The 15,736-nt window shown below is 34.2% G+C and carries 13 protein-coding genes and 1 other annotated feature (1 of these 14 only partly in view); all 13 genes read left to right on the top strand.

Features of this window, described 5'->3' with window-relative positions:
• The first annotated feature begins 11 nt into the window (after positions 1-11).
• The 13 genes from srlE (at position 12) to BLV68_RS12650 (ending at position 15,643) form a co-directional block, all read left to right on the top strand.
• Positions 12-1,004, top strand: coding sequence for a PTS glucitol/sorbitol transporter subunit IIB (gene srlE, locus BLV68_RS12710; protein ID WP_093754427.1), 993 nt, complete (start codon positions 12-14; stop codon positions 1,002-1,004).
• Positions 1,005-1,048: 44 nt separating this feature from the next.
• Positions 1,049-1,399: a PTS glucitol/sorbitol transporter subunit IIA gene (locus tag BLV68_RS12705; RefSeq protein WP_093754425.1), complete on the top strand. Its 351-nt coding sequence runs from the start codon at positions 1,049-1,051 to the stop codon at positions 1,397-1,399.
• A gap of 216 nt (positions 1,400-1,615) precedes the next feature.
• A complete protein-coding gene (locus tag BLV68_RS12700; RefSeq protein WP_093754423.1) occupies positions 1,616-2,911 on the top strand; it encodes an NAD(P)H-dependent oxidoreductase in 1,296 nt (431 codons plus the stop codon).
• A gap of 206 nt (positions 2,912-3,117) precedes the next feature.
• Positions 3,118-6,033, top strand: coding sequence for a sigma 54-interacting transcriptional regulator (locus BLV68_RS12695; protein WP_093754421.1), 2,916 nt, complete (start codon positions 3,118-3,120; stop codon positions 6,031-6,033).
• A 1-nt stretch (position 6,034) separates the two neighbouring features.
• Positions 6,035-6,499, top strand: coding sequence for a PTS sugar transporter subunit IIA (locus BLV68_RS12690; RefSeq protein WP_093754419.1), 465 nt, complete (start codon positions 6,035-6,037; stop codon positions 6,497-6,499).
• A gap of 64 nt (positions 6,500-6,563) precedes the next feature.
• Complete coding sequence (locus BLV68_RS12685; RefSeq protein ID WP_093754417.1) at positions 6,564-6,851, top strand: PTS sugar transporter subunit IIB; 288 nt, start codon at positions 6,564-6,566, stop codon at positions 6,849-6,851.
• 34 nt (positions 6,852-6,885) lie between these two features.
• Positions 6,886-8,229 carry a PTS galactitol transporter subunit IIC gene (locus BLV68_RS12680; RefSeq protein ID WP_093754414.1) on the top strand — a complete coding sequence of 448 codons (1,344 nt, stop codon included), beginning with the start codon at positions 6,886-6,888 and terminating at the stop codon, positions 8,227-8,229.
• Between the two features lie 247 nt (positions 8,230-8,476).
• Complete coding sequence (locus BLV68_RS12675) at positions 8,477-9,421, top strand: sugar-binding transcriptional regulator (protein ID WP_093754412.1); 945 nt, start codon at positions 8,477-8,479, stop codon at positions 9,419-9,421.
• 29 nt (positions 9,422-9,450) lie between these two features.
• Positions 9,451-10,413 carry a thiamine pyrophosphate-dependent dehydrogenase E1 component subunit alpha gene (locus tag BLV68_RS12670; protein ID WP_093754410.1) on the top strand — a complete coding sequence of 321 codons (963 nt, stop codon included), beginning with the start codon at positions 9,451-9,453 and terminating at the stop codon, positions 10,411-10,413.
• Positions 10,414-10,427: 14 nt separating this feature from the next.
• Positions 10,428-11,420, top strand: a complete 993-nt coding sequence (locus BLV68_RS12665) for an alpha-ketoacid dehydrogenase subunit beta (protein ID WP_327192050.1) — start codon at positions 10,428-10,430, stop codon at positions 11,418-11,420.
• Positions 11,421-11,434: 14 nt separating this feature from the next.
• Positions 11,435-12,784 (top strand): dihydrolipoamide acetyltransferase family protein, encoded by a 1,350-nt coding sequence (locus BLV68_RS12660; protein WP_093754408.1) that lies wholly within the window; start codon positions 11,435-11,437, stop codon positions 12,782-12,784.
• Between the two features lie 27 nt (positions 12,785-12,811).
• Positions 12,812-14,512 (top strand): dihydrolipoyl dehydrogenase, encoded by a 1,701-nt coding sequence (lpdA, locus tag BLV68_RS12655; protein WP_093754406.1) that lies wholly within the window; start codon positions 12,812-12,814, stop codon positions 14,510-14,512.
• A 144-nt stretch (positions 14,513-14,656) separates the two neighbouring features.
• The gene (locus tag BLV68_RS12650) at positions 14,657-15,643 is read left to right on the top strand and encodes a lipoate--protein ligase (RefSeq protein ID WP_093754404.1); all 987 of its coding nucleotides are present in this window, start codon (positions 14,657-14,659) and stop codon (positions 15,641-15,643) included.
• A gap of 51 nt (positions 15,644-15,694) precedes the next feature.
• Positions 15,695-15,736: a binding site (T-box leader), on the top strand (it continues 174 nt past the right edge of the window).

Here is a 15,736-nt window from a genome sequence, read left to right as displayed (position 1 = left end):
GGAGGGATATAATGTATAAGGCTGTAAAGATAACAAAAGGACCTGGAGGCTTTGGAGGACCTCTAGTAATTAAACCTACTAAAGAGAAAAATATTATTTTATCAGTTACTGGTGGAGGAATAAATCCTATTGCCCAATTAATTGCTGACATGACAGGTGCTGAGGCTGTTGATGGGTTTAAGACCTCTGTGCCAGATGAAAAGGTTCTATTAGCAGTAGTGGATTGTGGTGGTACAGCAAGGTGTGGAGTATATCCTAAGAAACGCATTTATACTGTAAATTTAACTCCTGTAGGACAATCTGGACCTTTGGCTAAATATATTACGGAAGATATATATGTTTCTGGTGTAAAAGAAAATAATATAACTTATGTAGATGATGAAAACATACCAGTTAATGAAACAAAAGAAAATGCTGTAAAGGAAGAAAAGAGAGTAGAATACAAGGAAGAGAATAAGAAAACTATAGAATCTAAAGGCAATATTGTGGAAAGAATAGGAAAAGGTGCTGGAAAGGCAGTCGGTATTTTCTATGCTTCTGGTAGGGAAACAATTGAATCTGTGATTAAAAATATACTACCCTTCATGGCTTTTGTTTCAATGCTCATAGGTATAATACTTAAATCAGGTATTGGCGATATTATAGCTAAAAGTGTAGCACCTTTTTCAGGGACTTTGCCTGGGTTATTGTTAATATCTATTGTTGCAGCTTTACCAGTATTATCGCCTTTACTTGGGCCAGGTGCTGTAATAGCTCAAGTAGTTGGTGTATTAATAGGAGTTGAAATAGGAAAGGGGAATATTCCTCCTCATTATGCTTTACCTGCATTATTTGCTATTAATCCACAGGTAGGTTGTGACTTTATACCTGTAGGTTTGAGTTTGGGCGAAGCTGAGCCTGAAACTGTTGAAATAGGAGTACCAGCGATACTATTCTCTAGATTGATTACTGGGCCTCTTGCAGTAATTATTGCATATTTATTTAGTTTTGGATTATTCAGTTAAACTAGTATTATTAGACTATTCAATTAAATTGGAGGGCAGCATTAATGAAATACAGAGTTGAAATTATAAAAATTGGAGAAATGGTTGAAGAACTATTGGGAGAAAAAATACTAATTTTATTTAACGCCGATGCGCCAGAGGATTTAGCAGAGATTTCAGTATTGCATACTGGATATGATCTAGTAGAAGATGTAAAGCCTGGTGATAAAGTTAAAATTGGCGATATGGAGTATACCGTCACTGGAGTAGGTAGTGAGGCAAACAAAACATTAAGAGAGTTAGGACATTGTACACTTAAATTTAATGGATTGAGCAAAACGGAATTACCGGGAGATATAAGTCTAAAGGGGCAGATACCCAATATAAAAAATGGAGATATTATATCCATATATTAATCATATATGGATAATATCTCCTAAAGAGGCAACTGGTTGAAAATCCTCTCTCCTTTGGAGAAGGATTTTCTCCTTTTATATTGTATAATAATGGAACAAAAATTTCTACTAATTATTAGATTTATTTTAATATATTGATTATTTTTATATAGTGGTATATAATGAACGTGAAATAAATATTAAATAGTGAAATAAATTTCAAATGGGAGGAATTTTATGTTAGGATTAAATGAAAAATTAAGGGAATTGGAAGCAAATAATGCCCATATAAGGGTTGCTTTAGTTGGTGCTGGTCAAATGGGCAAAGGTATGATAAGTCAGATTATGCTCATGAATGGTATGATCCCTTCTCTAGTAATAGACATCAATTTGGAAAATGCTATTCAGTCCTTTACTCTAGCAGGAATACCTAAAGAAGATATAGTAATAGCCAATACTTTGGAAGAAATAAATGTAGCTATAGAAAAGAATAAGTATGTTGTTAGTGAAAATGCTGAGTTCGCTTCTAAAGCAAATCTGGTAGATGTTGTAGTAGATGCTACTGGAGTGCCTGAAGTTGGTGCTAAGGTAGCAATGGATACCATATTCAATAAAAAACATATTGTTATGTTAAATGTAGAAACAGATGTGGTAATTGGACATATATTGAATAAATTAGCTAAAAATGCTGGCGTTGTATATACTGGAACTGCTGGTGATGAACCAGGGGCTGTTAAAGAACTTTATGATTTTGCGGATGCTTTGGGATTTGATATTGTCGCTATAGGGAAGGGGAAAAATAATCCAGTTAATTTAGAAGCTAATCCTGATAATGTTAGAGAACAAGCCTTGAAATCTGGAGTAAGTCCAAAGATGTTGACTTCCTTTAAAGATGGTACAAAGACCATGGTTGAAATGACTGCTATGGCTAATGCTACAGGATTTATTCCAGATGTAAGAGGTGGACATGGGGTAAGTGCAACAGTAAATGAATTACCCGGCATCTATAGATTAAAAGAAGACGGCGGTATATTGAATCAATATAAGATAGTTGATTATGTGAATGGGGTTGCTCCAGGAGTATTTATCATAGTTACTAGTAAATTACCACAGGTACATCATGAGATGCAGTATTTAAGTATGGGACCTGGTCCTAACTATGTATTATATAGACCATATCATTTAACTAGTTTGGAAACCCCTTTAACTGTTGCAAGGGCAGCTATTTATAACGAACCAACTATAGTACCATTAGATGGAGAACCCGTTGCTGAAACCATAACAGTTGCTAAGAGGGATTTAAAGGCTGGAGAAAGGCTAGACGGTATTGGTGGATTTACGGTATACGGCAGTATAGAGACTTACAAGAAAGCTAAAGAAGAAAGACTTCTTCCAATAGGATTAGTTAATAAGAATACAATAGTAAAAAGGGACATTAAAAAGGGTGAATATTTGACTTACGATATGGTTGAGTTGGATACAACTACCCTAATATATAAACTTAGACAATTACAAGAAGAAACCATAAAATAATCTGGTCGGTTTGACCAGATTATTTTATTATATCGGTATTTTTAGTAGCAAAAGTGGTAGAATATGTGGGCGAATTGGGGTATTTAATTATAAAAAGTGGTTTTTTATGTCGAGCAAGCACTTTAAAGCTAGTAAATTAACACTTTTGAATTTTTATAAAAAGTTGGTATGAATATTGCTTATTAATTGTAGCAAGGAGGATAGAGATGGAAGATAGGTTATTAAATATTATTGAAAAGGAGGATAAGAAAAACCCTTATACGGATTATGAACTTGCTGAACTACTTAATACTAAAAGAGAAACTATAACATCTTTGCGTAGTAGGCTTAATATTCCTAATTCAATGGAAAGAAGGAAGGAAGTACTACTCCATTTGATAAGAGACCTTATTAATGAAAATAATCGTGTGTCAGAACGCGAACTAACTAAGAAAATAAATGATTGCGGATTTAATGTTTCTAGACACACTGTAAGAATGTTGAAAAGAGAAATTTCAGAAATGGACAATATAGTTAAAGTTGCTGCTAAAGAGAAGCCTGATTTTAAAAAAACCTATAAAAAACCATTGGCTTTCGAAAATATCATTGGTTTTGATGGCAGTTTAAAGCCTGTAATAGAACAAGCAAAAGCAGCAATTATGTATCCTCCCAATGGTCTTCATACTTTAATATTAGGCCCCACTGGGGTGGGGAAGAGCGAGTTAGCTCAAGCTATGTATAATTACAAGTTAGAAATTAACAAGGGAGACCATAATTCTGAGTTTATAGTTTTTAACTGTGCTGACTATGCAGATAATCCTCAGTTACTAATATCTCAGTTATTTGGATATGTAAAGGGAGCTTTTACAGGAGCTGACGAAGACAAAGAAGGATTGGTGGAAAAGGCTGATGGAGGAGTACTTTTTTTAGATGAAATTCACAGATTACCACCAGAAGGACAGGAACTATTATTTTATTTAATTGATAGAGGGAAATTTAGGCGATTAGGCGAAACTGACAATAAGAGAACGGCAAATTTGATGATTATTGCTGCCACTACTGAAAATCCCGATTCAATATTGTTGGATAGCTTTAGAAGAAGGATACCCATGACCATAGAATTGCCTTCTTTAAGCCTAAGGCCCTTGAACGAAAGATTAGGAATGATAATAGATTTCATGAGAAGGGAAGCCAATAGAACAAAAAGTTCTATAAAAATTTCCAATGATGCATTAAAGGCATTGCTTCTTTATGACTGCCCAGGGAATATAGGGCAGTTAAGGAGTGATATACAAGTATCCTGTGCTAGGAGTTTTCTGAATCATGTTGTAAATCAAACAAGAATTATGGAGATAAGCATAAATGAATTGCCTATAAGTGCAAAAAAAGGGTTATTGAAGATTCCGAATTATCGTATGGAAATTGACAAGCTAGTTGGGAACGAAGATTTAATAGTTTATGCAGATGATGAAATAATTGAAGAAACCTTAAAAGAGGATCTTTATACCCTACCTAATGAAACTTATAGTTTTATAGAAAGAAGATATAAGGAGTTACAAAAACAAAGTATAAATGAGGAATTGATAAATTATATCATAGGTAACGAAATGGAAGAGAAACTTGAAAAATTAATGGACAAGGTGAAAAAAATTGTAAATCCTATAGATAAAAAAGACCTGTCCAATATTGTAGGAATTGAGATAATTAATGTGGTTGAAAATATAATAAAAATAGCTAAATGGAAGTTAGGAGTTAATGAGGATAGTTTATATTTTTGTTTAGCAACCCATTTAAGGGCTACGGTGGATAGAGCAAAAAAGGGAATATTCATTAAAAATCCTCAATTAAATAAGATAAAGAAAGAATATAGTAGAGAATTTGAAGTTGCAAAAGATATGGTAAATATTATAGAGCAAGAGTTGAATATAAAATTTACAGAAGATGAAATAGGTTTTATCACTATGTATTTGCAAATGACCACGTCTCAAGATAATTTAATGGAAGGACGAGTTGGAGTTGTATTGATATCTCATGGTAATGTTGCTACTGGTATGGCAGAGGTGGCTAATAGATTGTTGGGAGTAAACCATGCTAAGGCCATAGAAATGTCCTTAGATGAAAACCCAGAACAAGCTTTAAAGAGAGCTATAGATTTAGTAAAAAGAGTTGACGAAGGAAAAGGAGTCCTTCTTATGGTAGATATGGGGTCATTGGTTACTTTTGGTGATATAATTACTAAGACCACAGGAATCAAAACTAGAACCATTTCAAGAACTGATACCTTAATGGTCGTCGATGCGGTAAGACGATGCATATTACCTAATGCCAACTTGGATGAAATAGTAGAATCGCTAGTAGGAGAACCTAAATATGAAAAGAAAATGGGTGGTAAGCAGAGTTTACCAAAGCCTAAGATCATATTGACTGTTTGCATAACAGGACAGGGTTCAGCTAAGAGAATTCAAGAAATGGTTATAGATATTATTGGAGAATATAAAGAAGATGTTACCGTAATCCCAATAGGAGTTTTGGATGAGAATATTAATAATATCATAGAGGAAATTCAAAGGGATAATGAGATAATTGCAGCAGTGGGGACTATAAACCCAATGGTAAAAGATGTTCCCTATATATCTATAGAAGATATTGTGAATGGAAGTGCAGATACCAAATTAAAAAACATAATGGCAAAGGAAGTGGGATTCAAGAAAACACAAAAAAATAAAATCATAAATATGTTCCATAGAAATACCACTATATTTGATATGGATGCTATGAACAAGGAGGATACCATAAAGGAATTAGGTCATCTATTACACAAAGAAGGATATGTGTTAGAAGGTTTTATAGATGCAGCTCTTAATAGAGAACAGTTAGGGCCATCTTTTTTAAGGGAAGGTGTAGCTCTCCCCCATGCAGATCCAAGCTTTGTCGTTGAACCTCATATAGCAATAGGATTATTGAAAAATCCTATTGATTGGAGTGGGTATAAGGTTAATCTTGTACTCTTACTAGCTATTAATGATGAGTGTATGGAACTAATCTTAGAACTAAAGAGATTTTTTGAAAACGATGAAAACTACAATGAAATAATAAAAACAAAAGATTTTGAAGATATTGAAGTTTTATTTAGGAGGTCGTGAAATGAGTGACATCAAGGGATTATTTAATGAAGAATTAATAATACTAAATTTGGAAGCTAAAGACGATAAAGATGCTATTAGACAACTAGCTAATAGGCTATTTAAGGCAGGTTATGTAAAAGAATCTTTTATAGAAGCAATTATAGAACGGGAAGCTAATTATCCTACAGGGTTATCTTCCGGAGATATGGGAGTTGCTATTCCTCATACAGATGCAACTCATGTCAATAAAGCTGCATTAGCGATAGGAATTTTGAAAGAACCTGTTAAATTTCATATGATGGGAATGCCTGAAGAAAGTGTATCTGTAAACATTATTTTTATGATGGCCATAGATGAGCCAAGCAAACATTTAGAAATGTTAAAAACGCTTATGACTATATTTCAGCAAAATGATTTATTGAATAGGATGAGAAAAGCAAGGGAATTTGAGGAAATAGCCAACATATTTGAGAATGAAATATGAGCCTAAAATTTTTAAGTAATAAAATTATAAATAAATATTATTTAAGGAAAAGGAGGTATGAAAAATGAAAAAACGAATTTTAGTAGCTTGTGGGACAGGCATAGCTACTTCCACAATGGTAGCAAATAAGATACAAAGTGAAATAGCCAATAGGAATGAAGCCATAGATGTAGTTATAGATCAATGTAAGGTAGCAGAAGTTTCTTCATTGTGGAGTAATTATGACTTAATAGTTTCAACTACCCAAGTTCCATCAGATGTTAAGATACCAGTTATATCTGGATTACCTTTTTTAACAGGAATAGGACTGGATAAGGTTATTGAAGATATAATAGAAAAATTAAAATCATAATAATATTAACATGTATTTATAAGGAGGGGTAAACGTGGAATTATTAGATAAATTTGTCGACTTAGGGCCTACGGTGGTAATGCCTATAATCTTTACAATTATGGGCTTGGCCTTTGGAGTTAAATTTGGTAAAGCACTAAGGTCAGGCTTAACAGTAGCAGTAGGTTTCATAGGATTAAATTTAGTAATTGGATTATTAGGAGATACTTTAGGACCAGCTGCTCAAGCTATGGTACATAGGCTAGGTTTGGAACTGACAATAATTGATGTTGGTTGGCCAGCGGCTTCAGCTATTGCTTTTGCCTCAAAAGTTGGAGCCTTAATTATCCCATTAGGACTTGCAGTGAACCTTTTAATGCTTTTTACTAAGACTACTGAAACTATGAATATTGATATATGGAATTATTGGCATTTTGCCTTTACTGGTGCTCTAGTTGCTGGAGTTACAGGTAGAATTACTTATGGATTAATAGCTGCTGCTTTCAATATGATCATAATTATGGTTCTTGCAGATTTAACTGCTCCAATGATTGAAGAAAACTTAGGAATGCCAGGGATTTCTCTTCCCCATGGTTTTTCAGCCGCTTATGTACCAATAGCTATAGTGGTTAACAAAATTATAGATATGATACCAGGTATAAACAAAATAGATATAAGTGCAGAGGGAATGGAGAAAAAATTAGGTGTTTTTGGAGAGCCTATATTAGTAGGTACAATATTAGGAATTTTGGTAGGAGTAGCAGCAGGGTACCCAATTGGAGAAATATTGCAAATGGGAATTACATTAGGGGCAGTATTGGTTTTAATTCCTAGAATGGCAAAAATGTTGATGGAAGGTTTATTACCCATTTCAGAATCTGCTCAGCAATTTATTCAAAAAAGAACTTCTAAAGGCGGAAAAATATACATTGGGCTAGATTCTGCTATTGGGGTTGGACATCCTGTTACATTAGCTGTTTCATTAATACTAGTACCGTTGACGGTGGTTCTAGCAGCAATAATACCTGGGAATAAGGTATTGCCTTTTGCAGACTTAGCAGTTATTCCATTTGCTTTAGTAATGATTGTACCTGTAACTAAAGGTAATGTATTTAGAACAGTTATTGTAGGCTTACTTATTATTTCTCTTGGATTATTAATTGCTACTAATCTTGCACCATTGCATACCCAAATGGCAATTGATGCAAACTTTACGATGCCTGAAGGCGCATCTTTAATATCTAGCATTTGTGACGGTGCTAATCCACTAAGCTGGATATTTGCAAAGACAGGAGGACTTGACATATTAGGACTTGTTATAATGGGAGTTATTTCAATTGGATTGGCCTTGTATAATAGAAAAAGAATTTTAAAGCAAAGTAGCGATATGAAAATATAGCTCTTTCAAGGGAATTATATGATATGTTTGCTGCCTATTAGATAAATACTTTATAAATTCAAACTGATTTGAGAATGCATAGGAACTCTTTTTAGTAAGATAATAAGTATGCTGAAAAGAGTTCCTAATTTTTTAAAAAGAATAAAACATTATTGACAAATGTCAACGCTATTGACATTTGTCAATAGCGACTATATAATAATAATTGAACTAGGAAATCAATATGAAGAAAAGCGAGTGAAATATTATGGATGATAATAAAAAGAGACGATTAGCCGAGATTGCATATATGTACTATATTGACGGTATGAGTCAAAGTGAAATAGCTAGAGAATATTCTATTTCTAGGTCCATGGTATCTACTATGCTTTCGGAGGCTAGAGCAAAAGGTATAGTAAAGATACAGATTGAAGATTCAGACCTATATTGTTTAGAACTGCAAAAAAAAATGGAGCACGTATTTGGAATTAAAAAGATAATAATAATTCCGAGGTTATCAAAAAACGAAACCAACTTACTATATCAATTAGCCGATAGCTGTATAGATTATTTAAATCAAATTATAGAAGATAATATGACTATAGCTGTTTCTTGGGGAAGAACTTTATATCAGATTGCCAACAGGATAAGGTCAAAAGGCAAGAGCAATTTAACCATATCTCCATTAGTTGGCGGTATAGGCAATGAAATGAATATGTATCATTCAAATGTTATATGCGACATAATGGCCAATAATTTAGGAGGCAATTCTTTAGGATTATATGCGCCAGTTTTTGTATCTAGTAAAGAAGTAAAAGATGTTATTTTTAAAGATAAAAGCATTAATAAAGTCATTGAAACTAGCAGAAAAGCCCATATTGCTATAGTTAGCATCGGGAATATATTATCATCAGTAATGAGAGAAATTGGGACCCTTAGTGAAGAAGATGTATCTAAATTATTGGAATTAGAAGCAATAGGGGATATAAACACCATATTCATTGACAAAAATGGTAAGGTAGTTGAATCTCATTTATCAGAAAGAACTATAGCTTTAACTATAGAAGAATTAAAAAGAATACCTAAAATAATTGCTGTTGCAGGAGGAGTAGAAAAGACAGAAGCTATCCATGCAGCTTTAAAGGGTAAACTAATGGATGTACTGGTTACTGATGAAGAAGTGGCTAAGGAAATTTTAAAAAATTATGAATAATACTTATATAAAACTAGGAGGGATAAAAGATGGTGGATATAAGTAGGGATATTTTACTTGAAATGTATAAGCGTATGAATGAAGCGAGGGCTTTTGAGAACAAGGTAAGTTACTTTTTTGCTCGAGGGATGGTTCATGGAACAACCCATCTTTCCATTGGACAAGAAGCCTCAGGTATAGCTTCTTGTATGGCCTTGAGAGAAGATGATTATATCACCTCTACCCATAGGGGACATAGTCAGGTAATTGGAAAAGGTATAGATTTAAACAGAATGATGGCAGAGTTGTTAGGAAAATACACTGGTTATTGCAAAGGGAAAGGTGGCTCAATGCATATAGCTGACGTAGAAGCAGGAAACCTTGGAGCAAATGGAGTAGTGGGAGGAGGCATTGCTATAGCAGTAGGAGCAGCATTAACCCAACAGATGAAAAAGACAGGGAGACTAGTTTTGTGTTTCTTTGGCGATGGTGCTACTAACGAAGGAAGCTTTCATGAATCACTTAATTTAGCATCCGTATGGAAATTGCCAGTAATATTTTTCTGTGAAAATAACTTCTATGGTATGAGCGTTCCTCAAAGTAAATCCATGAATATTAAAAACATAGCAGATAGGGCTAAGTCCTATGGTATGCCTGGGTATACCATAGATGGTAATGATGCTATAGAAGTATATAAAACAGTAAAGGAAGTAGCTGAGTACGTACGAAGTGGAAACGGTCCGGTTTTAATAGAAAGTAGAACTTACAGGTGGCTAGGCCATTCGAAATCTGATGCCCAAGTATATAGGACTAAGGAAGAAATTGAAGAATGGAAAGCTAAATGCCCTATAAAACGATTAAGGAATTGTTTGTTGGAAAACAAAATTGCAACTGAAGAAGAATTGGACAAGATTGAAAAGAAAGCTGTAGATGATATTGAAAAGGCTGTAGAATTTGCCAATGAAAGTCCTGAACCACCATTGGAAATTTTAACTGAAGATGTATATGCTTAAAGGAGGGGAATTTTATGATGGAAATGAAGGAAATGACATATAAGGATGCCATAAATCTTGCTATGCGTGAAGAAATGAGAAAAGATGAGAATGTATTTTTAATGGGAGAAGACGTTGGGATTTATGGAGGAGCTTTTGGAGTATCTGTTGGAATGATTGAAGAATTTGGAGAAGAAAGGGTTAGAGACACTCCCATTTCAGAAGCTGCTATAACTGGTGCAGCAGCTGGAGCTGCTGTTACAGGGATGAGACCTATAGTTGAAATAATGTTTATGGATTTTACTACTATTGCCATGGATGCTTTGGTCAATCAAGCAGCTAAAATGAGATATATGTTTGGAGGAAAGGCCAAGGTCCCAATGACCTTAAGGTGCCCAGGTGGATCTGGAACTGGAGCTGCAGCACAACATTCCCAAAGTCTAGAAGCTTGGTTTTGTCATATACCTGGATTAAAGGTAGTAGTACCTGGCACACCAGCAGATGCTAAGGGGCTGTTAAAAGCAGCTATTAGGGACGATAATCCAGTAGTATTTGTTGAACAAAAAACTCTTTATAAAGAAAAGGGAATGGTTCCATTAGATGATGATTTCATTATACCCTTAGGGAAAGGGGAAATAAAAAAGGAAGGTAAAGATGTAACGGTAGTAACCTATGGTAGAATGCTTCCAAGAGTCCTTAAAGTAGCAGAAGAACTTGAAAACGAAGGAATTAGTGTAGAGGTAGTTGACCCTAGAACCTTAGTGCCTTTAGACAAAGAATTGATAATAAATTCAGTTATCAAGACAGGAAAAGTGGTTTTGGTTAATGAAGCTTGTAAAACTGGTGGGTATATCGGCGAGATTGCAGCTATGATTGCTGAGAGCGAGGCTTTTGATTATTTAGATGCTCCAATTGTTAGATTGGCTGGCTTAGATATACCAATACCATATAATCCAAAGTTAGAGGCAGCAGCAGTACCAAGTGAAGAACAGATTAGGGCTGGAATACTGAAGGTAATGAATAGGTAAAGGTGGTGAATTATATGGTAACGGAAGTAATAATGCCCAAAGCAGGCATGGATATGAGGGAAGGCCAAATAATTAAATGGAGAAAAAAAGAAGGAGACTACGTTGAGGCAGGCGAAGTTCTTTTGGAAATAATGACCGATAAGGTTAATATGGAAGTAGAAGCGGAAACTTCCGGATATCTGCTAAAAATACTTTATGAAGAAGGAGCCAAGGTGCCTGTAATAACCACTATTGCATATATTGGCGATAAAGGGGAAGATATACCTGAAATAAAAGAAAAAGCAGAAATACCATCAGAACAGGAAAAACCTTCTGTTGAAAATGAGCTAATTCAGGAAGAAAGTAGGACAGTCTCCGAGGCTATAGTTGAAACTGGCAAAGTAAGGGCAACTCCATCAGCAAGGAGGATTGCTAGAGAGAGAAATATAGATTTAACTAAGATAAAAGGGACAGGGCCCAAGGGAAGAATTCAAAGGGCTGACGTTGAAAGCTATAAAGAAGATTTATTCAAGATTACACCTTTAGCAAAGAGAATTTCAGAAATTGAAGGAATAAATTTAGAAACTATAGAAGGCAGCGGACATGATGGTAAGATCTTAAAAGAAGATGTAATAAAAGCTTTAGGAGGCAAAGGAGTAGGATCCTTTGAAGATTATGATGTTCTAGATGAAACAGGGACAGAGATCATTCCTATGTCCAATGTAAGAAAGATAATTGCCGAAAGGATGACTGAAAGCTACTTTTCAGCACCAACCTTTACTTTGAATATAGAAGTAAACATGAGAAAGGCTATTAAGCTACGTGAAGATGTAAAAGATATAATATTAAAGGAAACAGGCAAAAAGGCAACAATAAATGACATAATACTATTAACTACCAGCAGGGCATTAATGAAGCATCCTTTCATTAATAGCAGTCTATCAGGAGACAATATAATACTCCATAAATATGTAAATCTTGCCTTTGCTATTGGATTGGAAGATGGTCTATTAACACCTGTTATAAAGGATGCTCATGAAATGAGCTTATCTGAAATAGTTGCGTCAGCAAAGGATTTACAGGAAAGGGCTTTGAATAGGAAATTAACTCCAGATGAATTGCAAGGCAGTACTTTTACTGTTAGCAATTTAGGTATGTTTGGTATCACATATTTCAATCCTATTATCAATCCACCTAATACAGCCATATTAGGAGTAAGTGCAATAGTTGATAAGCTAGTAAAAATTGACGAAGAAATAACTACAATACCAGTTATGAATTTAAGCCTGACTTTAGACCATAGGGTTATTGATGGAGTTATAGGAGCTAAGTTCTTGCAAGAGTTGAAATATTTATTGGAAAACCCATTATCTATGTTAATTTAAGTTTATTTATAGAGGAGCGATGTTTGTATGGCTACGGAAGTAATAATGCCCAAAGCAGGCATGGATATGAAGGAAGGCCAGATAATTAAATGGAAGAAAAAAGAAGGGGACTACGTTGAGGCTGGCGAAGTTCTTTTAGAAATAATGACCGATAAGGTTAATATGGAAGTAGAGGCTGAAACTTCCGGATATCTATTAAAAATACTTTATGGAGAAGGAGCTAAAGTACCTGTAATAACCACAATAGCGTATATAGGTGAAAAAGGAGAAGAAGTTCCTGAGCAATTAAGTGAAGGAAAAGAAAGAATGAAGGTAGAAGTATTAGAAAAAGAGGGAAAGGAAATCATTAAATTTAATGATAAAACCTATGATGTAATAGTCATTGGTGGAGGACCAGCGGGCTATGTGGCAGCTATAAAAGCAGCTCAACTAGGTGGGAAGGTGGCTTTAGTTGAGAAGGGTGCTTTTGGAGGAGTTTGCCTAAATAAAGGATGTATTCCTACTAAGACTTATTTGAAAAATGCAGAAATTATTGAAGAATTGAAAAACGGAGAGAGAAGGGGAATAACAGTTGGAAGTAGTATTAATATGGATTTGAAAAAGTTGATCCAATATAAAAATGAAGTAGTAATGACACTTGTCAATGGGGTTGTGGGATTGTTAAAGAACCACCAAATAGATATATATAAGGGTGTTGGTCGTATTTCAAAGAATAAGAAGGTACTAGTAGACGATAAGGAGATTTTGGAAGGAAATAAGATTATAGTAGCTGGAGGTTCTAAGGTTGCTAAAATTAATATACCCGGTATAGAAAATCCTTTGGTTTTGACCAGTGATGAAATATTCAATTTAACGGAAGTACCAGGCCACTTAGCTGTAATAGGTGGTGGTGTAATCGGAATAGAGTTAGGATTAGCCTTCAGTAGCTTTGGCTCTGAAGTAACTATAATTGAAAAAATGGATAGGCTAGTTCCCAACATGGACCAGGATATTTCCATATTTATGAAAGAATTAATGGAAGAAAGGGGAATAAGAGTATTAACATCAGCAGAATTAACGGAAATTAAAGAGGAAAACAATCGACTTGTTTTAAGAATAGTTGGAAAAGAAGATGTAGTTGCTGATAAAGCACTGTTATCTATCGGAAGGGTTCCAGATATGGAAGCTTTAGGTGAATTGAATTTTGAAATGGAAAGAGGAAGAATTAAAGTAAACGATTATATGGAAACAAGTATAGAGGGAATATATGCACCAGGAGATATTAACGGAATGAAGATGTTAGCCCATGCAGCATCTAAGATGGGTGAAATAGCTGCAATAAATGCCATGAGTGAAAGGGTTAAGATAAACTTAAAGAATACTCCACAAGCTATATATACTGTACCTGAAGCTGCTAGTGTGGGTTTAACTGAAGAAGAAGCTAGACAAAAATATGATATTAAGGTAGGAAGATTCAATTTTGTAGGGAATGGTCGAGCTTTAGCATCTGGCAGCACTAGAGGATTTGTAAAAGTGATTAGCGACAAAAGATATGGAGAAATATTAGGTGTACACATTGTAGGGCCAGGAGCTGCAGAAATGATAAATGAAGCTGCTGCTTTAATGGAAATGGAAATTACAGTCCACGAGGTAGGCCAGATTATCCACGGTCATCCAACCTATTCAGAAGCTTTAGTTGAGGCTTGTGCCGATTGTTTAGGAAAGGCTATTCACTTACCTAAAATGTAACATGGAGAGTCATACTTAAAACAGGGAATTTGATTCCCTGTTTTAAAATTACATATTGAAAGTATAGGGAATGATTTACAATTAATGCAATATCTATTAAAATATTATTATATTATTTAATAAATATTTAGAGGAGGTTACGGGATGATTTATATTAGAAATGATGATAACAGGCCTCAATTCAATTTAGCTTTAGAACAATATGTTTTCGATAATTTAGATCAATTTGATGAGATCTTTTTATTGTGGATAAATGAGCCTTCCATAATTGTTGGGAAGCATCAGAATACTATACAGGAGATAAATCTAGATTATGTAAGAGAAAACAATATAAACGTGGTTAGAAGGCTTTCAGGTGGTGGAGCAGTATATCATGATTATGGTAATTTGAATTATACAATAATATCTAAAAGCAAGGACACATCTGCTTTTAATTTTGAAGCCTTTACTAAACCGGTAATAGAGGTATTGGCAAAGCTGGGAATAAAAGCTGAGTTTACTGGAAGAAATGATATAACCATAGATGGTAAAAAGTTTTGTGGAAATGCACAGTATATGAAAAAAGGCAAAGTGCTTCATCATGGAGCCATGTTGTTCGATACGGATTTAGAGGTTTTAGAAAAGGCATTGAAAGTATCAAAGGATAAGATAGAATCTAAAGGCGTTAAATCCGTTAGAAGCAGGGTAACCAACATTAAAGATCATTTAAAGGAAGACATAACCATAGAAGATTTTAAACAGCTTTTACTAGAGCACATGTTTAAAGGGAATAAGGAAATTAAAGAGTATAAGTTAACGGAAGAAGACTATGCTAATATAAATAAATTAATGGAAGAAAGATATGCTACCTGGGAATGGAATTTTGGAAGCTCTCCAGATTTCAATATCGAAAAATCTAGAAGGTTTTCTTCTGGAAAAGTTGAAACTAAAATTGATGTACAGGAAGGCATTATAAAAGGCATTAAATTCTATGGTGACTTCTTTGGTAGTGGAGAAATATCCGATGTAGAGAATAAATTAGTTGGTATCAGGTATAAAGAGGACGAGATTTCCAGCATATTGGATACAATAGATATAGGTTATTATTTTTCAGGAATGACAAAAGATGATATAATGACTTGTATAATATAATTAGCTTGACAAAGGGCTGGTAATTCTATATATTAATAAACAAAATAAATAAATTTTACTATGACGAGGAGAGTAGTAAAAGGAATTTATTAT

The organism is Tepidimicrobium xylanilyticum (assembly GCF_900106765.1).
Classification (GTDB): Bacteria; Bacillota; Clostridia; order Tissierellales; family Tepidimicrobiaceae; genus Tepidimicrobium; species Tepidimicrobium xylanilyticum.
This window is presented reverse-complemented; position numbering and strand designations above follow the sequence as displayed.